19 protein-coding genes are annotated in these 22976 nt (G+C 59.5%); 15 read left to right on the top strand and 4 right to left on the bottom strand.

All coding sequences use genetic code 11. The features are described 5' to 3' along the window. The first annotated feature begins 24 nt into the window (after positions 1-24). The 3 genes from GWR55_RS10970 to GWR55_RS10960 all read left to right on the top strand — a co-directional run bounded on the left by GWR55_RS10970 (position 25) and on the right by GWR55_RS10960 (position 2742). Positions 25-360 (top strand): hypothetical protein, encoded by a 336-nt coding sequence (locus GWR55_RS10970; protein WP_162402303.1) that lies wholly within the window; start codon positions 25-27, stop codon positions 358-360. 60 nt (positions 361-420) lie between these two features. After that, positions 421-1662 (top strand): hypothetical protein, encoded by a 1242-nt coding sequence (locus tag GWR55_RS10965; RefSeq protein ID WP_162402302.1) that lies wholly within the window; start codon positions 421-423, stop codon positions 1660-1662. A 78-nt stretch (positions 1663-1740) separates the two neighbouring features. Then, complete coding sequence (locus GWR55_RS10960; protein ID WP_162402301.1) at positions 1741-2742, top strand: polysaccharide deacetylase family protein; 1002 nt, start codon at positions 1741-1743, stop codon at positions 2740-2742. On the opposite strand, the gene GWR55_RS10955 is transcribed toward GWR55_RS10960, so the two are convergent. Beyond that, a complete protein-coding gene (locus GWR55_RS10955) occupies positions 2739-3758 on the bottom strand; it encodes a glycosyltransferase family 2 protein (RefSeq protein ID WP_162402300.1) in 1020 nt (339 codons plus the stop codon). The two genes, GWR55_RS10960 and GWR55_RS10955, sit on opposite strands and share 4 nt — an antisense overlap. Before the next feature lie 205 nt (positions 3759-3963). Here GWR55_RS10955 and GWR55_RS10950 point away from each other — a divergent pair, with 205 nt between their 5' ends. After that, positions 3964-5622 (top strand): L-lactate permease, encoded by a 1659-nt coding sequence (locus tag GWR55_RS10950; protein WP_238398348.1) that lies wholly within the window; start codon positions 3964-3966, stop codon positions 5620-5622. 27 nt (positions 5623-5649) lie between these two features. Here GWR55_RS10950 and recG read toward each other — a convergent pair whose 3' ends face one another. After that, positions 5650-7989, bottom strand: coding sequence for an ATP-dependent DNA helicase RecG (recG, locus tag GWR55_RS10945; RefSeq protein WP_162402299.1), 2340 nt, complete (start codon positions 7987-7989; stop codon positions 5650-5652). A 101-nt stretch (positions 7990-8090) separates the two neighbouring features. On the opposite strand from recG, the gene GWR55_RS10940 reads away from it, so the two are divergent. The 5 genes from GWR55_RS10940 to queA all read left to right on the top strand — a co-directional run bounded on the left by GWR55_RS10940 (position 8091) and on the right by queA (position 12734). After that, complete coding sequence (locus GWR55_RS10940) at positions 8091-8486, top strand: ester cyclase (protein WP_162402298.1); 396 nt, start codon at positions 8091-8093, stop codon at positions 8484-8486. A gap of 64 nt (positions 8487-8550) precedes the next feature. Then, entirely contained in the window at positions 8551-9453 is a 903-nt protein-coding gene (locus GWR55_RS10935; RefSeq protein WP_162402297.1) for an ABC transporter ATP-binding protein, read from the top strand. Then, positions 9446-10684: an ABC transporter permease gene (locus GWR55_RS10930; RefSeq protein ID WP_162402296.1), complete on the top strand. Its 1239-nt coding sequence runs from the start codon at positions 9446-9448 to the stop codon at positions 10682-10684. Before GWR55_RS10935 ends, GWR55_RS10930 begins: the two co-directional genes overlap by 8 nt. Positions 10685-10949: 265 nt before the next feature. Beyond that, the gene (locus GWR55_RS10925) at positions 10950-11597 is read left to right on the top strand and encodes a lysophospholipid acyltransferase family protein (RefSeq protein WP_162402295.1); all 648 of its coding nucleotides are present in this window, start codon (positions 10950-10952) and stop codon (positions 11595-11597) included. Positions 11598-11627: 30 nt separating this feature from the next. After that, positions 11628-12734 (top strand): tRNA preQ1(34) S-adenosylmethionine ribosyltransferase-isomerase QueA, encoded by a 1107-nt coding sequence (queA, locus tag GWR55_RS10920; RefSeq protein WP_162402294.1) that lies wholly within the window; start codon positions 11628-11630, stop codon positions 12732-12734. 380 nt (positions 12735-13114) lie between these two features. On the opposite strand, the gene GWR55_RS10915 is transcribed toward queA, so the two are convergent. Beyond that, on the bottom strand, positions 13115-13588 hold the full coding sequence (locus GWR55_RS10915) for a hypothetical protein (RefSeq protein ID WP_162402293.1): 474 nt from the start codon (positions 13586-13588) through the stop codon (positions 13115-13117). 117 nt (positions 13589-13705) lie between these two features. On the opposite strand from GWR55_RS10915, the gene polA reads away from it, so the two are divergent. Further along, positions 13706-16696 carry a DNA polymerase I gene (gene polA / locus GWR55_RS10910; RefSeq protein ID WP_370521129.1) on the top strand — a complete coding sequence of 997 codons (2991 nt, stop codon included), beginning with the start codon at positions 13706-13708 and terminating at the stop codon, positions 16694-16696. Here the strand turns inward: polA and GWR55_RS10905 are convergent. Further along, positions 16689-17948 carry a diguanylate cyclase gene (locus GWR55_RS10905; protein WP_162402292.1) on the bottom strand — a complete coding sequence of 420 codons (1260 nt, stop codon included), beginning with the start codon at positions 17946-17948 and terminating at the stop codon, positions 16689-16691. The genes polA and GWR55_RS10905 overlap by 8 nt on opposite strands. A 316-nt stretch (positions 17949-18264) precedes the next feature. Between GWR55_RS10905 and GWR55_RS10900 the strand changes: the two genes are divergently transcribed. From GWR55_RS10900 to glmM, 5 genes are all read left to right on the top strand, one after another. Beyond that, positions 18265-19008 carry a tol-pal system YbgF family protein gene (locus GWR55_RS10900; protein WP_162402291.1) on the top strand — a complete coding sequence of 248 codons (744 nt, stop codon included), beginning with the start codon at positions 18265-18267 and terminating at the stop codon, positions 19006-19008. A 295-nt stretch (positions 19009-19303) separates the two neighbouring features. Continuing rightward, positions 19304-19690 (top strand): response regulator, encoded by a 387-nt coding sequence (locus GWR55_RS10895; RefSeq protein WP_238398347.1) that lies wholly within the window; start codon positions 19304-19306, stop codon positions 19688-19690. 15 nt (positions 19691-19705) lie between these two features. Continuing rightward, positions 19706-19930, top strand: a complete 225-nt coding sequence (locus GWR55_RS10890) for a DUF2905 domain-containing protein (protein WP_162402290.1) — start codon at positions 19706-19708, stop codon at positions 19928-19930. A 155-nt stretch (positions 19931-20085) separates the two neighbouring features. Further along, the gene (xseA, locus tag GWR55_RS10885; protein ID WP_238398346.1) at positions 20086-21570 is read left to right on the top strand and encodes an exodeoxyribonuclease VII large subunit; all 1485 of its coding nucleotides are present in this window, start codon (positions 20086-20088) and stop codon (positions 21568-21570) included. Further along, complete coding sequence (glmM, locus tag GWR55_RS10880) at positions 21567-22925, top strand: phosphoglucosamine mutase (protein ID WP_162402288.1); 1359 nt, start codon at positions 21567-21569, stop codon at positions 22923-22925. Before xseA ends, glmM begins: the two co-directional genes overlap by 4 nt. Positions 22926-22976: the final 51 nt, after the last annotated feature.

The raw sequence follows: 22976 nt of genomic DNA, 5'->3' as shown, positions 1-22976 counted from the left end.
ACAGTGGGTATATGTATGGCCTGTATGGCAGGCTCTGCGAGTGTTGCACAGCAGGACAGCGGGACTGCGAAGAGTCCGGCTGAGAAGACTGCTTCCGCGAATCATCAGGTAAAGAGTCAGGATCCGAAGGCTTCGGACGCGAAGACCGGGCCGGCCGCCGCGAAGGCGCCTCTAACCCCGGAAGAGAAGAAGCAGGAGGAACTGCGGGCGGATACCGAGAAGCTGTATCAGCTGACGCAGGAGCTGAAGGCCGAAGTGGCAAAGAGCAACAAGGATACACTCTCGGTAACGGTGATCAAGAAGGCGCAGGAGATCGAGCGATTAGCAAAGAGCATCAAAGAACGGACGCGTAACCATTAGCTATTCTGCCGGCCTTGATCGTAGTTGAGGATTTGCGATGCTTTCAGGAGAGATTCACGAGTGACAGCTCTTCGTGCCCAGGGTGATTGGCCTCCCGTCGTCGTTGCCAGCGTCTTTCAGACGGGTTTGAATCTGATGCGCGATCTTCTTCGGCGCGGAGTACGCACGGTGGGGGTGGATTGCGACGGCAGCCACGAAGGTTTCCGATCGTCGTACGGGAAATCCTACCTTTGTCCCAATCCGGATACTCATCCACAGGAGTGGGTCGCGTTCATGATCGATCTCGCCCGCAAGCTGGGGGCGAAGCCGGTGATCATCCCCGCTGCCGATATTTTTGTTTCGGCTCTGGGCAAGCATGTAGACGCTCTCAAGGAGCACTACATTTTTTCGCTGGAATCGATTGCAGTACAGGCAGCGCTTGCGACAAAAGAGCAACAGTACGCGCTGGCGGCACAGCATGGGCTGCCCATTCCAAGCACAACCTACATACAGTCGCGCGCGGATCTGGAAGGCTTTGTCTCGAATGCCCGTTTTCCGTGTCTGATCAAGCCAAGGCACCAGCGGGAGTGGGACGCACTTCCCGAGGGAAACCCGCTGCGCGGTCTGAAACTGATTACGGCGGAAAGCGCCGAGGTGCTGCTGGCAAGCTACGCCCATACGGAGGCGCTGCGCCCGGAGGTCGTTGCGCAGGAGATCATCGCTGGTGGGGATGACGCTAAATATTGCTACCTATCGGTTTACGGCACCGGCGGCCGCAGGCTGGGACACACGGTGGTGCATGAGCTGCGTGCCCATCCGGTGCTCTTCGGCAGCGGTTCGATGGTTGAGCCGGTTGTGGATGAGGAGATCGCAACGCTGTGCGACAATTTTCTGCGCGGCGTTGGCTATGTTGGAATCTGCGAGATCGAGGTGAAGCGTGACACGCGCGATGGTGTCGTCCGGCTCATTGAAGCGAATCCGCGTTACAGCGTGACCGCAGACGCCTCGGTGTGTGCCGGTGTAGATATTGGCTGGCTGCATTACCTTGACCTGATTGGCCAGCCGGTGGAACCGATGGAGGCGACCCATCTGGGATACAGGCATGTAGTGCTGCGGCGGGACATTCCGGCCCTGCCGCGTTATGTCGATCGAGGCATGCTGACCTGGGGTGATATTCGCCGGAGCTATCGTGGAAAGCTCGCCTACTTCGACTTCGACCGCAAAGACTGGCGGCCTACGGCGGCAACTCTTAAGGGATGCGCCCGCGTAGCGGTCGGGATGGCGCTGCGGTCGATAGGTCTGATGCGCAGGCTTCCGGATTGAACCATAGACGACCTTCCTCGAACGAAGATCATCCAACAAAGTTGATAACAGGTAGTCGAAAGCAGGAAAGTCGGGGGAATGTCGAAGCGAGAGCTGGCAGCAACACTGCTAAAGAGATCGGGCGCCTTAGCGTTGTTTGAGACCCTGCGCTCGAAGCCGGGAATCCTTGTGGTCAACCATCATCGTGTGGGGGACGCATCGACCACACGTTTTGACCGCGACGTATTCAGCGCATCGGCTGATGGCTTCGAGATGCAACTGAAGTACTTCAAACGCTACTTTCCCATCGTCGCGGGCGAAGAACTGGAGGAGTTGGTCTCAGGCAAAAAACCTCTCACCCGAACCTATATCTCGATTACATTCGACGACGGATACATCAACGATTACTGCGTGTCCTATCCGATCCTGAAGTCCCACAACTGCGCTGGAACTTTCTTTCTAGTGCCGGAGTACGTGGGGACTCATACGGTTCCATGGTGGGACGAGATCGCTTACCTGGTGCGCAACTCACCGCATTCGCAGCTCGATCTCACGGTTCCGGTCCCGGTCACGATCAGCCTTCAGGGCGATCGTGAGGATGCGATTCGAAGCGTGCTGCGTCACTACAAGCGCCCTGACAATCACGATGGCGAAGACTTCATGAGGGAGCTTCGCGAGCAGGCAGGATGCGTGGTTCCTGCAACCGGCCGGAGGTTCATCAACTGGCAGGAAGCCCACGAGATGAAGGCCGCGGGAATGGCAATTGGGTCGCACACGCAGACGCATCGCATCCTGGGACAGATGACCCCGGAGGCGCAGGAGTGGGAGCTTCGCGAATCCAAAAAGAACATTGAAGCCAGTATTGCCGCGCCCGTGCGAAGCATCGCCTACCCAGTAGGGATTCGTGGAGCCTTTACTCCGGATACGGAGAGGATCGCGCGATCGCTTGGTTATACGATGTGTTTTTCCTTCTACGGAGGAGTCAACACGGCCGCGCATATGCAGTCGACCAACCTTCTACGGATGGCGACCAATCGTGATCCCCTGCTGTTTCGAGCCGAGACGGTCCTTCTTTCGAGATTTGGAAGACTGCCCTACTAGGTACGGACAGATTCGCCACTGCGGCCGGACTGTGTCTGAAGGGAGCCGCGACGGCTGTAGAGATTCACTAGAAATGAGGGAAGCGAAGGCATCCTGACGCCTGGATGATAGGGACCGCTGCGATCGAGCCAGCCATCCCACAGGCCTGCAAGAAGGGCATCTCTGCTTTCGTGCAGCTCTGCCAGGCGGTTGTAGTGCCGAAGGAAACCGTTGAAGCTGTACCAGCTCTGCCGCAGGCTTCCCATCAGCCCCAGGTGCTTTCGCCAGAAGCGGCTCTCGTTACGGGCCATGTAGTACCAGTAGTGCGGTCTGATCTCGAAGGGGCTGGTGTTGCGGTTTTTCTCCAGATGGCGCACGACGGAGTTGGGATCGACCACGTTGCGGAAGCCGGCCTGTATACTGCGCGCAGAATAATCGATGTCTTCAAAGTAGGCAAAAAACCGCGTGTCGAGCATACCGATCGAGCGGATGAGGTCGGTTCGAACCAGCATGGCCGTGCCGATGACAAGATCTCTGCCGGAGTAGCGAGCGCTCCATTCGCGGGCAACGGCGGGATCGTGAGTTTCGTTGTACAGGCGATCCTGGATGGAGATGATGCCGCCGGCGAAGGTCAGCCGGTCTTCGTCCAGGGATGCGATGCGCGGAGTAACGAGGCCGATAGAGACATCGCTCTCCGCGAGGGAGACCAGCGACGAGAGCGTCTGCGGAGTGACGACAGCGTCGTTATTCAAAAGCCAGACGTAGCGAGCATCCAGCTCGAGGGCGCGCTTCATACCCTGATTGCATCCTCCGGTGTAGCCGGCATTGATGGACGACTCCATCAGCTCCAGGTCTCCGGATACCAGCGGGCGCAGACGCAGAAGCGAATCGTCCTGCGAAGCATTGTCGACGATCAGGATGCGATAGTTGCAGTAATCCGTGGCGCGCAGCGACTGTACTGCCGCAAGTGTCTCTTCTGCGCTGTTCCAGTTCAATAGCACGATCAGGACGAGAGGAGAATCGAATTGGTCCGGCAAAGGTCTTAAGTTCTCCATAGGTTTCATCATGAGATGCACAGGCTTCGAGAGGGCAGGATCGAAGCTTCGCATTAATTTGTTTCGTACCTGTTTACAGTTGTCTGATGGTTAGACCATACTGTTTTCCACTCGTTTTTGCGTGGGGGAAGTGATCACAATTTCTATGTTTATCCCAGCGTCCTTTCCAGGTGCTGCACTGGTGTGCATGTTTGTAGAACCTGCAATGAAGTGGGCTCAGAGCTACGACCCTGCTCATCAGTGGCTTCTTTCCGCAGCCTGGGCAGCCTTGCCGCTCTGCGTGTTGCTGGTAACCATGGGAGTGTTCCGCATCAAGGGGCACCTTGCTGCGCTGGCGGGACTTGCGACGGCGTTCCTGCTGGCAATCAGCATCTTTCATCTTCCTCTCAAGATGGGGCTGTTGGCGACTGCCTATGGGGCGGCCTATGGTCTGTTCCCCATCGCCTGGATCGTATTCCCCGTATTGTTTCTGTATCAACTTACGCATCGAACGGGCAGCTTTACGCTTCTGCAGCAGAGCCTGATCGGTGTGACGCAGGACAGCCGGCTGCAACTGCTGTTGATCGCCTTCGCTTTTGGGGCATTCTTCGAGGGATCGGCAGGGTTCGGAACCCCGGTGGCTATCTGCGCAACCATCCTGATCGGGATCGGCTTCCGCCCGCTGCAGGCTGCGGGACTGTCACTGCTTGCGAATACGGCGCCGGTCGCCTTCGGCGGGCTGGGAATCCCGATGGTGGCGCTGCATGGCATTACAGGACTGGATACGCTTCTGCTGTCGCGCGTGGTTGCCCGCATGATCGCGCCCTTCTGCGTTCTGGTCCCCTTCTGGCTGATCTGGGCCTATGCAGGGTGGTCGGCGATGCTGGAGATATGGCCCGCAATCCTGGTGGCCGGGGGAGTGTACAGCCTGATGCTGCTGCTGGTGGCCACCCTGCACGGCCCCTGGCTCGTCGATATCTTCTCCTCGAGCTTTACCATCATCGCCCTGCTGGTTCTGCTGCGGTACTGGAAGCCGAAGCGGTCGTTGAGCCCGACCTTGCAGGTAGTCGAACCGCAGACTCAGACCTCAGTGAATCGTCAGGACGGTTTCCTCAAGCAGGCCATCCTGCCCTGGGCCATTCTGTCGATTTTTATTGTTGTATGGGGGCTGCCCAAGTGGTCCCAGTGGCTGGATTCGTTCAGCAGCATTCACATCGTGGTCACAGGGCTGCACCAGGCAGTGCTGCGGATGCCTCCCGCGGTGCCAGCGCCGACTGCTGAATCTGCGATCTTCAACTTCAACTGGCTTTCGGCTACGGGAACGGGCATCTTTATCGCCGCCATCGTCGCGGGATTTGCGATGGGGACGCGCCCGGCAGTGATTGTCAAGACATGCGCGGAGACCTTCGTCTCCATGCGGTTCACCTTTGTTACCATCGCCGCACTAATGGCTCTGGGATTCGTCACCCGCTATGCCGGGATGGATGCCACGCTGGGACTGGCTTTTGCTCGCACGGGACATCTCTATCCGTTCTTCGGAACGCTCATCGGATGGATCGGAACGGCCTCCACAGGTTCCGATACCTCATCGAACGTGCTGTTCGGCAGCCTTCAGAAGTTAACGGCAGAGCAACTCGGGATATCAGCCTACCTCATGGCCGCGGCCAACTCAGCGGGCGGAGTGATGGGAAAGATGATCGCGCCGCAGAGTATTGTGGTTGCAACTACGGCTACGGACCAGTATGGGAAAGAGGGAGCGCTGCTGCGATTTGTCATTCTGCACAGCCTCGCGCTGGCCTGTCTGGCGGGACTGCTGGTGCTTCTCTACACGTCAGTGCCGGCGATCACACAGATCGTTCTGCGTTGAGTGTGGCAACGATGTGATCTCCGGGGATCAGGCTTCAACAAGGCCGTAGCGCCGCTGCCATTGCTGCTTCAGTCGCTCCCACACCGCATCGCGCTCTTCGCGCGAGATCTCCGGGTCGGAGATCTCGACGAACTTTGCGGCCTCGGTTTTGGCCAGTTCCAGCAGCGAGCGATCGCGCAGGAGATTCGCAACCCGAAACTCCGGCATGCCCGCCTGGCGCGTTCCGAAGAACTCTCCGGGGCCGCGCTGCTGCAGGTCAAGCTCCGCCAGCTCAAAGCCGTTCTGGGTAGAAACCATTGAGTCCAGTCTGGCCTCAGCCTCTTCGCTCACCCTGTCGCCCGTCATCAGGATGCAGTAACTCTTTGCGGAGCCGCGACCGACGCGCCCACGAAGCTGATGCATCTGCGCCAGCCCAAAGCGCTCAGCGTGCTCGATGACCATGACGGATGCGTTGGGTACATCTACGCCTACTTCGATGACCGTGGTCGCGATCAGGACATCGATCTCGCCACGCTGGAAACGCCGCATCACGATCTCTTTTTCATCGGCGCTGAGGCGCCCGTGGAGCAGACCGAGGCGAAGTCCCTTCAGCGCGCCCTCGCGAAGCTGATCGTACATCTCGGTAGCCGCGCGCAGAGGCTTCTTCGGGAAGAGCGCCTCGGACTTGCCGCTTTTTTTCGAGCGGCTGGTTTTGGCTGCAGTCTTCTTCGGGGCACGGAGAGAGGCGCGGCCTTCTTTCTCCTCGGCTTCCTTCCCCTCGACGGGCTGGTCCTGCGGAAAGTCGAGCTCCGGCTGGTCGTCCTTGCTACCCTCGATCACCGGGTAGACGATGTATGCCTGCCTTCCTGCTGCGACCTGCTTGCGCACAAACGCCCATACTTCCTCGGCGCGTTGCTCGCTCGTCCTGCGGGTGATGATGGGGGTTCTTCCCGGCGGAAGCTGGTCGATAACGCTGGTCTCAAGGTCGCCATAAAGGGTGAGAGCCAGGGTCCGAGGAATTGGCGTTGCCGTCATCACCAGAACGTCTGGTTCCGAGGGCGTGCCGTCAGCTCCGGGCTTTTTCATCAACTGGAAGCGCTGTTGCACGCCGAAGCGGTGCTGCTCGTCGACCACGACCAGGCCGAGGCGATGAAAGTCAACCTTCTCCTCGATTAGCGCGTGAGTGCCGATAGCAAGATCGGTTTCTCCGCGATAGATTCTTGCCCGCGCCTCGCGCTTTGCGCCCGCATCGAGCGAGCCGGTAAGCAGAGTGACGCGGTAGGGCCGTCCTGATCGAGGGGAGATTGCGTTACCAAGGAGCTTGCGCGCAGAGAGGTAATGCTGGGTGGCAAGGATCTCGGTCGGCGCCATCATTGCCACCTGGAAGCCGTTCTCGATCGCAATCAGCGCGGCCTGCATGGCGACGATGGTCTTGCCGGAGCCTACATCGCCTTGCAGAAGCCTGCGCATGGGCTGTGGCTTTCGCATATCGGCGGCCACCTCTGCCAGGACGCGCTTCTGCGCCGCCGTGGGATGGAAGGGGAGAACCTGCTTAATGGCTTTGCGAACGTTTTCGCCGGTAACGAATGCATTGCCTGCCCGCTCGCGCATGCGGCGGCGCTTCAGCTCCAGACCAAGCTCCAGGTAAAACAGCTCTTCGAAGATGAGACGGCGGTGCGCCGGAGTGGCCGCCGACATCAGCTGCGTGATCGGAGTCCCTGCTTCAGGGAAGTGAACGCGCTGGAGTGCATCGAATCGATTGGGTAGCTTGAGCCGTTGGAGAAGTGCGCCCGGCAGCGTCTCAGGGGCGTGGCCAGGTTCCACCTGCAGCTCCTGAAGGAGAGGCCAGATGACGCGGCGCAGCCAGCGCGAGGTCAGCTTCGCTCCCCACGCGGTTGTTCCACCCAGGAATTCATAGACGGGCACGATGCGCCCGACCTCGAGAGAGACAAACTCCGCCTCTTTTGAATTGGCCGCCGGCAGAATCTCGAACTGAGGCTGGATGATTTTGAATTTGCCGGCGGTGCTTCGCGAGCTTTCGAGCTTTCCATAGACCGCCACCATCTGGCCGGTGTGGAATTTGTCCTGCAGGTAGCTGCCGTGAAACCAGATGCACTTTACGGTATCCAGACCCTGTCCGATCGTCATCTCGAAGATCGGCATCGATCGGGTCCGCAACAGTGCCGATCCGCGGACTTCGCCGATGATCGAAGCCATCGCCCCGGCTTTCAGCTCGCGGATGGAGAGCGGGTTCAGGCGGTCTTCATATCGGAAGGGAAGATGGTAGAGCAGGTCCTCTACAGTCTCGACCCCGCGTCTGGCCAGCGCCTCTGCTACACGCTCGCCTACGCGCTTTACATATTTAATCGGGGTCGACAGGTCTGTCACAGAATCGATGCTATCAACACCTATAATTTAGTTCACAGACAGAAGACAGGTTTTTCAGGGCTCCGGAGACAATCGTTCGACTTTGTTGGAGGTATGGTCCTGTGACATTTTTAGAGAAGTGGTTTGAAGAAGTCTGGAATCAGGGTCGCACAGAGGCGATCGACGCGATGATGGCGCCGGAAGCCAGAACGCATGGGCTGGAACATCCGGATGGTACAGCGGTGGATGGAAGCGGAGCGTTTAAGGCCTTTCATAAACAGCTCTGTTCCAGCTTTTCGGAGATTCATGTCGACGTGACTCATACGATCTCGGGGGAGGATCTGACGGCCGCCTGCTGTGTCGTGACTGCATTGCATACCGGCGATGGGCTGGGAGTACCCGCTACCGGGAAGAAGGTGACCTTTACCGGGATGTGCATGGTGCGGCTGCAGGACGGGAGAGCGGTTGAGGCCTGGAATAACTTCGACCTGAATTCGATGTATCAGCAGTTGCAATAACGCGTGCGGATCGACCGGGACCGGCCTGCTACACTTGCCGCAACCTCCCAGCAGACGAGACTCCATGGCAATCGTTCAACTTCAGAATGTCTCGAAGGCATATGACTCAAAGATCGCGGTCAATGACCTCAGCTTCGAGATCGCGGCAGGGAGCATGTTTGGCCTTCTGGGGCCGAACGGGTCCGGCAAGACCTCATCGATCCGCATGATGATCGGCATGACCATGCCCGATACCGGATCAGTCTCCCTGTTCGGTCAGCCCTTCGACCGCAAGAGTGTCTATCGGGTCGGCTACCTGCCGGAGGAGCGTGGCCTTTACAAGAAGATGAAGGTGATCGACCAGCTGATCTTTCTGGGCCAGCTGCATGGTCTCGACGTCGTGACCGCCAGCAAGCGTGCCCACGGCTGGTGCGAGCGGATGGAGATCACCGAGGCCATCCCGAAGAAGACGGAAGAGCTGTCGAAGGGCATGCAGCAGAAGATCCAGTTTATTGCTGCTCTTCTGCATGAGCCGGAGCTCATCATCATGGACGAGCCCTTCAGCGGGCTTGACCCGGTCAATGCTGCCCTGCTGCAGGACACGCTGCTCGATCTGAACCGGCAGGGCCGCACGGTTTTGTTTTCGACGCATCGCATGGACCAGGTGGAGAAGCTCTGCGACACCATCTGCCTCATTCATCGCGGCAGGAAGGTCCTTGCGGGCGAGATGCAGGAGATCAAGGCGCGCTACCCGAAGAATCGCGTCGAGATAGTGTTTGAAGGGGACCCCGGCTTTCTGAGCAATCCTGCCATCGAAAGTGCGAAGAACTATAACGGCATGGCGGAGATCAGGCTGCGGGAAGACGGCGACGCCCAGCTGCTGCTGGCTGACGCAGTCTCGAAAGCTCGTATCACCCGGTTTGAGGTGATGGAGCCTACACTCGAAGAGATCTTTATCGAAACGGTAGGAGATCGCGTCGATGCGTAATATCTGGCTGATTGCAAAGCGCGAGTACCTGGAGCGGGTCCGCACCAGGGCTTTTCTCATCTCCACCCTGCTCATCCCGCTGTTGATGGGAGGCGGAATTGTGGTTTCGGTCCGGGGTACAAGCAAGACGAAATCGACTTCCCGCATCACGATCGTCTCTCGCGATCAGTTACTGGCGATGGATCTGCAAAAGGAACTGGAGCACAGCAAAGGGAGCGAGATGACGGTCGACGTCATCTCCCCGGGCAACAGCACGACGAAAGCAACGCTGGATTCGATGCTGGCTGACAGGCAGATCGACGGCTACCTGTGGATTACTCCCGGCGCACACCCGAACGAGCGTCCGACGTTTTCGTATACTCCGCGCTCTGCAGGGGATATCGCCACCAAGTCCGCGATTACAACCGCGCTGCGTACGGTTCTGATGCGGGAGCAGCTGGCGCACGACGGAATGGTCGCCAACGAGGTCGACTCGCTGATGGAGCCGGTGAAGGTCGATACCACACAGGCCGGAAAGAATGCCGACACCACCTCCAGCTTCGTTGCCATCTATGTGCTGTTCTTCCTCATGTACATGGTGATCCTTCTCTATGGGATGAACGTTGCCCGTTCCATCATTGAGGAGAAGACCTCCCGCGTCTTCGAGATTCTGCTGGCGACCATCACGCCGGAAGAGATGATGGCCGGCAAGGTGATCGGCGTGGGTTCGGTCGGGCTTACCCAGGTGGCGGTGTGGCTGCTGACGGCGATTCTGCTCACGAGCGGATCGTGGCTACAGGCAGTCGCGGGCCAGAGCGCCCACATCTCGCTGAGCGCGGCGCAGATCGTCTATTTTGTCGTCTTCTTTCTGCTTGGCTATCTCCTCTACTCCTCGATCGCGGCTGCCCTGGGAGCGATGGTCAACTCCGAACAGGAGCTGCAGCAGCTCAACATGTTTCTTGTTATGCCTCTGGCGGGTTGCATGTTTGCGCTGGGACCGGTGATCAGCAATCCCAGCAGCCCGATTTCGCGGGTGATCTCCCTTATCCCCTTCTGCACTCCGTTGATCATGTATCTGCGGATCTCACTGGCTCCTCCGCCGGCGTGGGAGGTCGCTCTCTCCATCTTTCTGATGGTGGTTACAATCTACGGCATTCTCTGGTGCGCCAGTCGCATCTACCGGGTCGGGATTCTGATGTATGGCAAGCGGCCAAACTTCTCCGAGATCATGCGATGGCTCAAATATAGCTAGGACGTTTCCTCCTGAGCGAAGCGCAGCGGGGTCGAAGGCTCTGCCGGTTTGGGATGGTGGTTGAGCCAGCAGACCGCAGATCCTTCGACTTCGCGCTGACGCGCTCCGCTCAGGATGACACTTGCAAAAAGATGTGGAGTAAACCTCGCCGGCGATTATTTCGGAAAGCTTGCCATCCCTAGATGACACCAGTGAAAATGCAGGTCCATATGTGGATACATCTCAGACGGAGCACCGAAGGGGGCTCAGGGTAGACTTTTTCCTAGTGGCTCCGAATTACACATTCAAGCAGCGGCTTATCCTGGCGGTCGTTCCGCCGCTGGCCTATATGATCATCTGCCTGCTGGGAGTGACGCTGCGCTATGAAGACGTAAGCGAGGAGGGAGCGGAGCCTGCCTATCACACACCTCCGCCGCTTATCTACGCACTGTGGCATCGTTGTCTTCTGGCATGCGCATGGCGCTTCCGCAATGGAGACATCCATATCCTGATCAGTCAGAGCTTCGATGGAGAACTGATCGCCCGCACCGTTCGAAGACTGGGCTTCGTGCCAGTGCGCGGATCCAGCTCGCGCGACGGCGCCGTTGGCCTGCGGAACCTGCAGCGGGCGTATCTCGCCGGAAACTATTGCGCTTTTACGGCGGATGGCCCCAGGGGCCCGGCACAGGTTGCCAAGCCCGGCGTGACTCAACTGGCCCAGGTGGTGAACGCTACGGTGGGTGCGATCTATCTTCATCCGGAGCGGGCGTGGACGCTTCGATCGTGGGATCGTTTCCTGATCCCCAAGCCATTCTCGCGGGTCACGGTTGGCTGGGCCGCGCCTGCTCCTGCGGAACGAGAGGCCGTGCAGTCTGCTCTTGACCGCGCAGTACAGATCGCGCAGGGGCCGCACAATCACAGCGGCCGAGTATGATCCCATACAGCTCCCGTAAAATCAGAAGCGGTGCGTGTCTCTGACTTTCATTTCGATCTTCCGGAAGAGCTGATCGCGCAGGTTCCGCCTGCGATTCGCGGATCCAGCCGGATGCTTGTTCTGGACCGCGGGCAAAGAGAGTATCGCGACAATTTCTTCCGTAATCTGCCCGAGATGCTGCAGCCGGGCGACGTCCTTGTTCTGAACGACAGCCGTGTGATCCCGGCGCGCCTCTACGCAACCCGTGCTCGAAGCGCTGCCACGCAGACCAGTTCGCCCTCGCCAAGCGGCCGTATTGAGGTGTTGCTGACACAGCAACTTGCGGAGAATGAGTGGACCGCCCTGGTGCGCCCCGGACGCAAGGTTCAGCCGGGCGAGCGGCTTCTCTTTGCGGCTGCGGGAGAATCTGTTCCACTCCTCGAAGCAGAGGTCGTCGCGGCCGCCGAGTTTGGCGAACGCACCCTGCGGTTTGCGCCGAACCCGGAGTTTCGCGCGATCCTCGACCGCATCGGTCACATGCCGCTGCCGCCATATATCCATCGGGACGATACCCCGGAGGACCGGGACCGCTACCAGACCGTCTTCTCGCACGAATCCGGCTCAGCCGCTGCGCCGACGGCCGGCCTTCATTTCACCCCGGAGATTCTGGACCAACTCAGAGCGCGCGGCATTCAGGTCGAAACCATCACGCTGCACGTGGGGCTGGGGACCTTTCAGCCGGTTCGCGCCGAGCAGGTGGAAGACATCCACCTGCACTCGGAGCACTACACGTTGCCTGCCAGAACGGCGGAGGCGATCAATGCGGCTCTGAGGGAAAAGCGGCGCGTCCTTGCTGCAGGCACGACGACCACTCGCACACTCGAACACTGCGCCCAGATCGCCGCTGTCGACGGTTTCGAGCCTCACGGCGGACTTCGGCTGCATGCTCACTCCGGCGAGACCAGTATCTTCATCCACCCCGGTTATCAGTTCCGGGTTGTCAGCGGGCTACTGACGAACTTCCACCTGCCCGAGTCCACGCTGCTGATGCTGGTAAGCGCGTTTGCAGGGCGCGAGTTTGTTCTGAACGCATACCGCCATGCGGTCCGCGAGCGATATCGTTTCTTCTCCTATGGAGATTGCATGCTTCTTCTCTGAAGGAGAAGGTCAGGATGTATCCCTTAGATAGGTGTTGCTTTGTTGATCTGCTTTGTGGCCGCGCGGAGCCTATTGGCAAGACAACAGCGGACAATCGCCTGGCCAGTTTCCGAGGTCACCCCTGGAGTGTCATCCTGAGCGAAGCGCTTCAGCGCGAAGTCGAAGGATCTGCGGGTGTGGGATGGTGGCTGAGGCCAGCAGACCGCAGATTCTTCGACTACGTTTCTCGCGATAAACCCGCGAGAAACGTCGCTCAGGATGACACCTTCCGTGGGGACCGAAAGGATTGCATATCCGAACCCACTGCCATGTCCTGGGCAACTGCCATCGTGCATCTTTCGGGCGACCGCGATCGGATTTCAGACATAGGTACATACCCTCTAGCTCTGCGACAGTTTTTGACGGAACTGTTCAATGGCGGCATGGACGTTTGCGGGCCACGACCTGTCCTTCTGTCCGCGATAGGTCTCGACCCAGACCAGCTTTCGCTCTGTGTCGTCGCCTGAATAGACCCTCAGTTCCAGAATCTCTTCGTCGGCGGGGCCTATATCGACGCCGGACAAGGGAGCAGGCGCTACGGTGAACGTGAGATCTGCAGGCTGGTCGGACTGGATTACAGTCTTCCCCAGTGACTTCGCCAGGTCTTTCAACTGCGCTCCCGTAGCCCGATCCCGCTCGCTATACTCCGCTTTTGCCGTATGTGCTGCATCGACTGCCTTCCGCAGCCAATACAGACTGCAGACCGTCCGACCGTCCTTTACCTGGCAGCCAGGGTTGGCGTGCTCTGGGGATTGTGCAAAATCGGTGGGCGAAACCAGGGTCAGACAAGCAATCAGCAAAATCAAACGAGTCATTCCTGCTCCTTATGGAAGAGTTTATCTGTTAAGCCGGGATGGGCAGAGCTTATGGAAAGTCCCAGGAATCCACGGTCGATTCGAGATACTTGGAACAACGCGCTACCATCAAAGGCTATGGCAAAGACGCCGACCAGGATGCCGACAAAGACCGCTGAGAAGAAGCCCGCCGTGACCAGTTCCTCGAAGCCTCCCATCTATCTGCTGGACTCGATGGCCTTCATCTTCCGTGCCTATCATGCCATGCAGCGTTCGCGGCCCATGTCCACGCGCACGGGCATCCCGACAGCGGCGACCTATGTCTTCGTCAACATGATCAACAAGCTGCGCAAGGACTTTCAGCCTGAGTATCTGGCCGCTGTCTACGATGTCGGGGCGCCGGTCCACCGCAACGAGATGGCTGCGCAGATGAAAAACGTCAGGAAGTTCAACATCAAGACGCAGCAGTTCGAGGTCATCGAGTACGGAGGATATAAGGCGAACCGCGCCGAGACCCCGCCCGATCTCATTCAGCAGCAGCCCTATATTCGCCGCGCGTTGGAGGCGTTCCGTATCCCCATCCTCTACTACGAGGGATTTGAAGCGGATGATGTCATCGGAACGCTCTCCTGCCGGCTGGCCGACCTGGGGCATCACGTTTACGTCGTCTCGTCCGACAAGGACATGATGCAGCTGGTCAATGAGAACGTCTCGATCCTCAACCCGACGAAAGACAATCTCATTCTCGATCCCGCAGGAGTGGAAGCGAACCTCGGCATTCCTCCGCAGCGGGTGATCGACGTCATGGCGCTCCGGGGAGATGCGATCGATAACATCCCGGGTGCCCCCGGAATCGGCGATAAGGGATCGGTCGAGCTCATCCAGCAGTTCGGCAGTGTGGAGGCCGCGATGGATGCGGCGATCACGCATCCTGAGAGCATCAAGCGGAAGACCTATCGCGAATCGCTGGCGAACAATCGCGAAAACATCCTGCTCTCGAAGGAGCTTGTGACCATCCACACGAATGTTCCTATCGAGTATTCGCTGGAGAGCATGCGGACGCAGTCACCCGATCTGGAGGCCTGCCGGGAGCTCTTCTCCGAGCTTGAGTTCACAACGCTTCTCAAAGAGCTTGCTCCCGCGGCGGACGCCACGGTCGTCACCTACGAGCTGAAGCCCACGACAGTGCAGATCCGGCACCTCCTGGAGGAGGCGCGTACGATCGATCCCGCAACCGGCAAGCCTGCGGGAATGGCAATTGCCATCTCAGAGGATGCCCAGGCCCTGGCTGAAGAGACTGCGACCGAGCCTTCAGAAGACGCTCCCGAGCCGGAGCCTGCACCGGCGGAGAATATGTCTCTCTTCGCCGCGCCGACGCCTGCGGTGGAGGCACCAGTCGCAACGACGGAGGACGCTGCCTGCCGCCTGGGCCTGGCGGTCAACGACCATTTCGCGCTCGAGGTCTCGCTCGACGACCCCGGCATTCGCGAAGCCCTGATGGATGCCGCGCTTCCCAAGGACGTTCACGATCTCAAGGCCGTTCTGCGCGCACTTGAACCACACAAGGTTTCTCTCGCCGGCGTACGCAATGACGTGATGCTGCTTAGCTATCTGATCAATCCCACGCACGGTTCGCATACCCTCGTCGATATTGCGGCGCGGAGCACCAGCCGCACGCTCGTTCATCAGCCCACCAAGGAGAATCCAAACGACATGAGGCGGCTTGCTGAAGCTGCAGCCTCTGTAGTTCGTCTCTCCGCAACGCTGGGCCAGCAGGTTGCGCACTATGCGCCGGTAACGCATAACGTTTTATCGGATGATCCCTCGCTGGGTGGGGCAGTCACTCCGGAGATGCTCTTTGCTGTCTCACCGGAAGTAGCCGCAAAGACGGAAGATGTCTCCCCTCTGCAGCAGGTGTACGAAACCATCGATAAGCCACTGGTTCCGGTGCTTCTGCGCATGGAGCAGACCGGCGTACGCATTGACCCCGACTTTCTGCGAGAGATGTCTACGCGTCTTGCTGTCGAGATCGACAACCTGGCCGAGCGCATCTACTCCGAATCCGGACACCGCTTCAATATCAATTCGCCCAAGCAGCTTGGAGATGTTCTCTTCAACAAAATGCTGTTGCCCAAGCCGCTGAAGTACGGCAAGGGCAAAGTTGTCTCCACCGCGCAGGACGTCCTCGACGAGCTGGCCCAATCGCATCCCATCGCTGCCCTGGTGATCGAGCACCGCCAGCTGCAGAAGCTGAAGGGAACGTATCTCGATGCGCTTCCCGTGCTCGCTGACTCCAGGGGCCGCATCCACACCACCTTCAACCAGGTGGGAACGGCGACGGGACGCCTCTCGTCGATCAATCCAAACCTGCAGAACATTCCCATCCGGACCTCCATCGGCCGCGAGATTCGCGCCGCTTTTATCGCTGCTCCGGGCAATGTTCTGATGTCGGCGGACTACTCTCAGATCGAGTTACGCCTGATGGCCCATTTCTCGCAGGATTCGTTGCTGCTTGACGCATATCGCACCGGCAAGGATATCCATACCCTTACGGCCAGCGAGGTCTTCGAGGTGGATCCCGAGACGATGGACAAGGAGACGCGCAACCGGGCCAAGGCCGTCAACTTCGGCATCGTCTACGGCATCTCTCCCTTCGGCCTGGCGGCGCAGCTTGGAATCGACCAGAAGACCGCGCGCGAGTATATTGAGCGATATTTTGAGCGTTACAAGGGAGTGAAGCGATTCATCGAGGAGACCCTCGATACCGTCCGCCGCGAACAGGCTGTCCGTACCTACTTCGGCAGGGTGCGGCCTATTCCTGACATCCAGTCCCGCAACCCCAACATGCGAGGATTCGCGGAGCGGACCGCCGTCAACACCCCGCTGCAGGGGACCGCTGCCGACCTCATTAAGATCGCCATGCTGCGTATCGACGCGGAGATCGCGCAGCGCAATCTGCAGTCACGCATGACGCTGCAAGTTCACGACGAGTTGTTGTTCGACGTGGCGCCTGGCGAGTCTGACGAGTTGCAGCAGATTGTGAAGCAGCAGATGGAGCACGTTGCGGAGTTCTCCGTCCCCATCGTGGCAGAGGTCGGAGTCGGGAAGAACTGGCGCGATATCAAATAGGCCGGGTCAGATCGGCGGCCTCATTCCCGGGGGCGCAGCAAACCCTGTTGCGTCCCTCAGCCTTCGCCTGATAGAGAGCCTTGTCTGCGGCTTCGAGCAACTGCTCCGGGGTATCTCGCACAGTGGGATAGGCGCATGCCACGCCGCAACTGACGGTGGCGCGGATACTGAGATCGTAGGGCCCTTGCGCGGGATCGATAGCGGGGAATCCGGCGAGCTCCACCATCTTTCGCAGGCGTTCGGCGACCTGGATGGCAGCGCTCTCCGGCGTTCTCGGAAGCAGGATGATGAACTCCTCACCGCCGAAACGCGCAGCGTAGTCGTCCTTGACCCGCAGGGCCTGCTGCAGGAGTGATGCGATGCGTTTGAGCACCTCGTCCCCATACAGATGGCCGTAGCGATCGTTCAGGCGCTTGAAGTAATCGACGTCGACGATCACGACGGACAAGGGCCCGGCGGTGGTCAGGGCCGCCCTCCAGAGTTCGGCGTACTGCGTGTCGAAGGAGCGCCGGTTGGCAAGCCCGGTCAGGGCATCGCTCTCGGATTTGCGAAGCAGCTGAGCGTTCAGGCGGTTGAGATCGGCGACCAGCAGCTCTCCGCGCAGATGCAGAAGGTAACTCAGGCGCTCTTCGCGGCAGGCGTTGTAGTTCGCCACCAGGGTCAGCGCGGTGGCTCCAACCACCATCCCGACTCCGAAGATCTTGTCTTCCGTCTTCAGCATATGGTCTTTCCACAGAAAGACCGCGTCACCGCAGAGCATCACGAAGGAGGTGGCGATCGCGTACGGGAGCCGCAGCCGCATGACGATATTGGCGAAGAGAATGACTGCAAGCACTGTCATCTGAACGTAGGCCGAGGCTACACGGCTGCGGTTCAGCTCCAGGTATAGCTGCGCCAGTCCCGCCAGGCATACACCGGTCGCCAGGCTGGACTCGCGCCAGAGGCGGTTCGGCATCCGCAGCAGGCTCGCGTGAATCAGCAGGCAGATCGGAGTTACGATGAGCAATCTGATGACGAAGGCTCTTCGAAACTGCTCGTGGGGACCGTAATGATCGGCGATCAGGAAAAAATCGAACAGCAGGATTGCAAGGAGAGCTTCAAACCAGAGCCGTCGGCTGCGCCGATGAGCGGTTTCCTTCTCGAAGCGTCTCTCGAGATCTGACGGGAATGCCAGCCACTTGAATCGGAGCCCGGAAAGCCTCTTGATCTGCCGATCTACCACCTCACTCTGCTCTGGCGAATTGGTCAGCATAGCGTGAAACGCCCACCGCTCACAGCGCTTTCCTTCCCCAGGATCGTTCCTGGATCGGCGGGACGTTAATAGAGAACAGACCCCGTTTCAATATCTCTGACGTAGAGAGCGACTATAAAGGACTCAGAAAATATGATTTTAGACAGAAAAAAAGTTTCCCACCGAAGACGCGCTTTTGGCAAAAAGAAAATAAATCGTTATGGTCTGACCAGGATGGAGACGCCAGGCAGAGGTTGACTGATAGACTAAAGTTTCGCGCCGGAAGATAGCTTCCGTGTGGAATTCACCGCAACTGGCAAAAAGGAATATCAGAAACGTGGATCAACAGACCCGCCAAGCGCTCAAGCACGATCAGTTTATTGACACCGCCCAGCATGGCCTGGAGTGGGCAAGCGATAACCGACGCCCCCTGATTCTGATCGGGTCCATTGTAGGCGCGCTTCTTATTATCGTCATCATCGCCGCCGTCGTCTTTAACCAGCGAAGCGAGAAAGCCGATATTGCCTTTGGCGAAGCGATGCAGACCTATCAGACGCCGATCGCAGCGCCCGGCCAGCAGGTCCCTCCCGGTGTCAAGACCTTCGCCACCGCAGCCGAGCGCGCCAAGGCGGCCAATCAGGGCTTCCTCAACATCGCAAACAGCTATGGAATGACTTCCAGCGGCAAGCTCGCGCGCTACTTTGCGGGCCTGACCTATATCGAGGCCGGCGAGAACTCCCAGGCGGAGAGCACGCTGAAAGAGGTGGCCGGAGGCTGGAACAGCGATCTGGGATCGCTCGCCAAGCTGGCGCTTGCAGCGCTCTATCGTCAGACAGGGCGCGACTCTCAGGCGATCGAGGTCTACAACGACCTGACGGCTCATCCGTCCGTCTCTGTACCTGCAGGCACAGCACAGCTTCAGCTTGCCGATCTTTACGAAGCCGAAAACAAGCCTGAGATGGCGAAGAAGGTATATGCCCAGCTCAAGGATAAAGACGCAAAGGGACCGGCCGGCATGATCGCTGCGCAGAAACTCAATCCGTCTGCGGCGCCAGCGCCCGGCGGAGTCGTCGCGCAGTAATTTCTGTCAATCGCTACCTTTTTGGAAGTTCTACAGTGGGGAACTGCCGGTTCTACGCCGCCATCGTTCTGTGCCAGCCTGCGCTTCAGAACATACTCCTGGCAGGAAACCCAACCTGTCGCTAAGCGCATGTACCTTCACACTTAGCAGCTACTGTCGGATGCTCTCTTCTGAAGGTAGTCCCGCGTCATTCCATTCGCTTTTTATGCGCCCATCCCGGGTTGTTTATGATGTCGTCTTCCAATCTGGCACGCGAAATGCAATCAAGCAGGAAGTGATATCGAGAACGACACCTATGAACTCCCCATTGCAGAAGGTCTTGATCGTTGACGATGATCAGCTGGTAGCCGATACCCTGACCATGATTTTTGAGCGGAGCGGCTTTGCCGCAGAAGCCTGCTATTCGGCTGACGACGGCCTCCGGAGTGCGCGGCGCTTCCGTCCCGACCTTCTTTTGTGTGACGTCTGCATGCCCGGGCGTGATGGGCTTTCCCTGGTTCAGGAGGTCAGTCAGGAGATGCCTTCCTGCAGGATCATTGTGTTTACCGGCTCTTACGCCAGGATTCCTCATGTGCAGGCCTGTATGGACCGGCTTGCGCAACCAGTTGGTGTCATCACCAAGCCCTGTCCACCGGAAGACCTCATCCGTAGAGCTACCCAAATGCTCGCTCATACCGGATGATTAAATCTGGTAGCCATGTCAGACCTTGGACGCATGCTCATCGGCTTCGGCCTTCTGCTTGTCATCATCGGGATTGCCGTTGTCTTCCTGGCCCGATGGAACATCCCGCTTGGACGTCTTCCGGGTGATTTTTCCTGGAAGGGGAAAGGCTGGACGGTCTCGTTGCCACTGGCAAGCTCGCTTTTGGTCAGCGTTCTTTTGACCCTGCTCCTCTGGATTATCAGTCATTTCCGGCGTTAGAAGATTTTTCCGGCCATCGGGCCGTTTCTTCGCAGACCGGGTGGTGAGCGGCAGCCTGACGGTCTTCGATTCCCCTGCTAGACTCAACTTTTAATATGTCTTCTGATGCGGAAAAGCCGCCTACCCTTGCCAGCCTTCGGGCAGGCAGGAGCAGGTTGCGCACATCTGCCGAACGCACAATTTCTGCACAGACAAGCCTGTCCTTCGGGACCGGCGAACCAGTAATCGAAGACCTCCCAGCCTCTGATCCTGCGCCTCCGGCGGCAGCTTCAAAGGCGGCTGTGCCTGAGCGCCGCGTCTGGACTGTGGCGAACCTCGTCGGCAGTATCCGGCAGCAGATCGAAGCCAGCCGGAGCGATCTCTGGGTGGAGGGAGAGATCTCGAACTGCCGTCCCGCTCCCTCTGGGCACATCTACTTCACGCTGCGGGATGCCGACGCCCAGCTTCCTGTCATCCTCTTCCGCCGGCAGGCCCAGATGCTGCGCTTCCGTCCTGCCGATGGGCTTGCCGTACTCGTTCGCGGCCGCGTCTCCGTCTACGAGTCCCGCGGGCAACTGCAGTTGATCGCAGAGACGCTGGAGCCGCGCGGCGCCGGATCGCTCCAGCTTGCTTTTGAGCAGCTCAAGGCGCGGCTGCTGGCTGAGGGACTCTTCGACAGCGCTAGAAAGCGTCCGCTTCCGCCCTTCCCGCGCTGCGTTGGAATTATTACGTCGCCTGCCGGAGCTGTCATCCGAGACATCGTGACGGTGGTTCGCCGCCGGCATGCGCGGCTGAATCTGCTGGTCTATCCGGCGGTGATGCAGGGGGCTTCATGCCCGGGTTCCGTTGCGGCCGGACTTCGCTTCTTCCATCGCAATCCCGGTCTGATCGATCTCATCGTGATCGCCCGCGGCGGCGGTTCGATGGAAGACCTCGCCTGCTTCAACGACGAGGCACTGGCCCGCATCATTGCTGCGTCTGAGCTTCCTGTCGTCTCCGCGATCGGACACGAGACCGACTTCACCATCGCTGACTTCGTCGCCGATCTTCGTGCACCCACTCCCTCTGCCGCAGCGGAGCTAATCACGGCTGCGCAGCATCGCGTCGAAGACCGAGTCGCCGCGCTCTCCAATCGAGCTTCCCGCGCCATGCGACTTCATCTGCTTGAGCTGCGTCAGCGCTACGCCCGCCTGTCGTCGCCGATGGTGCTTCGGCGCGCGCACGACTCCATCAATCGCCGCGGCCAGCGTATTGACGAACTGCAGATGCGGGTGGAACGTGGCTCGTCCCGGCTTCTTCGCCTCCGCGCAGAACGGCTCCGCATCCTCACCGAACGCCTGCATCGCCAGGACATCAGCTACCGGCTCGCGGCATCGCGGCGCCGCGTAGAGCGCGCAGCGGGCATCCTCGAGCGCGCGATGGTCACAGCAATCTCGCTCCGTAAGGCACGGATGGAGGCCGACACCGCGCGTCTTCGCGCGCTCTCCCCGCTCAGCATCCTCGCTCGCGGATACGCTCTCATTTACGCTGATAATGGAACGCTTCTGCGGTCTGCCACCGAGACTGCGCCGGGGGAGTCCATTCACGCGCGCCTGGCCTTGGGAACCATCTCGGCAACAGTGATTGCAGCAACTGATTCAACGGAGAATAGTGACTCATGAAGAAGCTCTTTGGGACCGATGGCATACGCTCCGTTGCAGGAAAGTATCCTCTCGATCCTGCAACCGTGCACGCCATCGGCCTCGCTCTGGCCCATACCCTCGCTGAGGCAAATCCCAGCCCCCGCGTGCTGCTCGGTATGGATACCCGCGAATCCGGCCCGGCGATCGCCTCGCAGCTTACTGCCGGACTGGCTGCTGGCGGTGCGACCGTCGAGAGCGCAGGCGTGATCACGACGCCCGCCATCGCCTACCTGACCCAGGCGAGGGGATTTGCTGCCGGTATTGTCATCTCGGCTTCGCACAATCCCTGGCATGACAATGGGATCAAGGTCTTCGGTCCGGATGGATACAAACTTCCTGACGCCACTGAGCTCGCCATTGAGGACGAGATCTTCCGCCGGGTTGGTGACCAGGCCGGATCGTCAGCCGCAGTGGCAGGGCAGCAGACCCCCCCGGTGAATGAAGCGGATCGAGCCGATTACATCCGGTTTCTACTAGCCGCGGTTCCCGGGCTCTCGCTCGACGACCGTCGTATCGTGGTGGATTGCGCCAACGGCGCCGCCTCGGCCGTTGCCCCGGAGCTCTTCGCGCAGCTCGGCGGCAAAGAGATCGTCCTCACTCACACCTCTCCCGACGGCCGCAACATCAACGAGGGCTGCGGGGCGCTGCATCCGGAGATCGTGGCGGCACAGGTCCGGCACTACAACGCCTCTCTCGGCATCACCTTTGACGGAGACGCCGACCGCGCCCTGTTTGCCGATGAACTGGGCCGGGTTGTCAACGGCGATGCCGTCCTGCTGCTAGCCGCCCGCGACCTACAGGCCCGCGGACTCCTCACCAACTCCACGGTCGTGGCAACCACCATGTCGAATATGGGACTGGAGGCGGCGTTGAAGCGCAGCGGCATCCAGATGATGCGCGCGGCCGTTGGCGACAAGTATGTGCTCGAACAGATGCTCTCGACCAAAGCCGCGCTTGGTGGCGAGCAGTCGGGGCACATCATCTTCTCTGGCCGCTCCACCACGGGCGACGGCCTTTTGACTGCTCTTCTGCTGCTCGATATCGTTCACCGCTCCGGCAAAACGCTTTCGGAACTGATCGGGGACCTCAAGGTCTTTCCCCAGGTCATCGTGAATGTGAAGGTTCGTGAGAAAAAGCCGCTGGAAACAATCCCTTCGGTGGCCGCAGCGATCGCGGCGGCGGAAAAGGAGCTGGCCGACACCGGCCGCGTCGTCATCCGCTACTCCGGCACCGAGGCCCTGGCCCGCGTCATGATCGAGGCGGAGTCCGAACCGGCGATGCGGCATCATGCCGACACCATCGCGAACGCCATCCGGGCCGAGCTTGGAGCCTGAAGACACTGCCGGATGGAGGGACAGGAGCTTGCCCGCCTCCATCCGCTGCAC

The sequence above is a fragment of the Edaphobacter sp. 12200R-103 genome, assembly GCF_010093025.1.
Classification (GTDB): Bacteria; Acidobacteriota; Terriglobia; order Terriglobales; family Acidobacteriaceae; genus Edaphobacter.
This window is presented reverse-complemented; position numbering and strand designations above follow the sequence as displayed.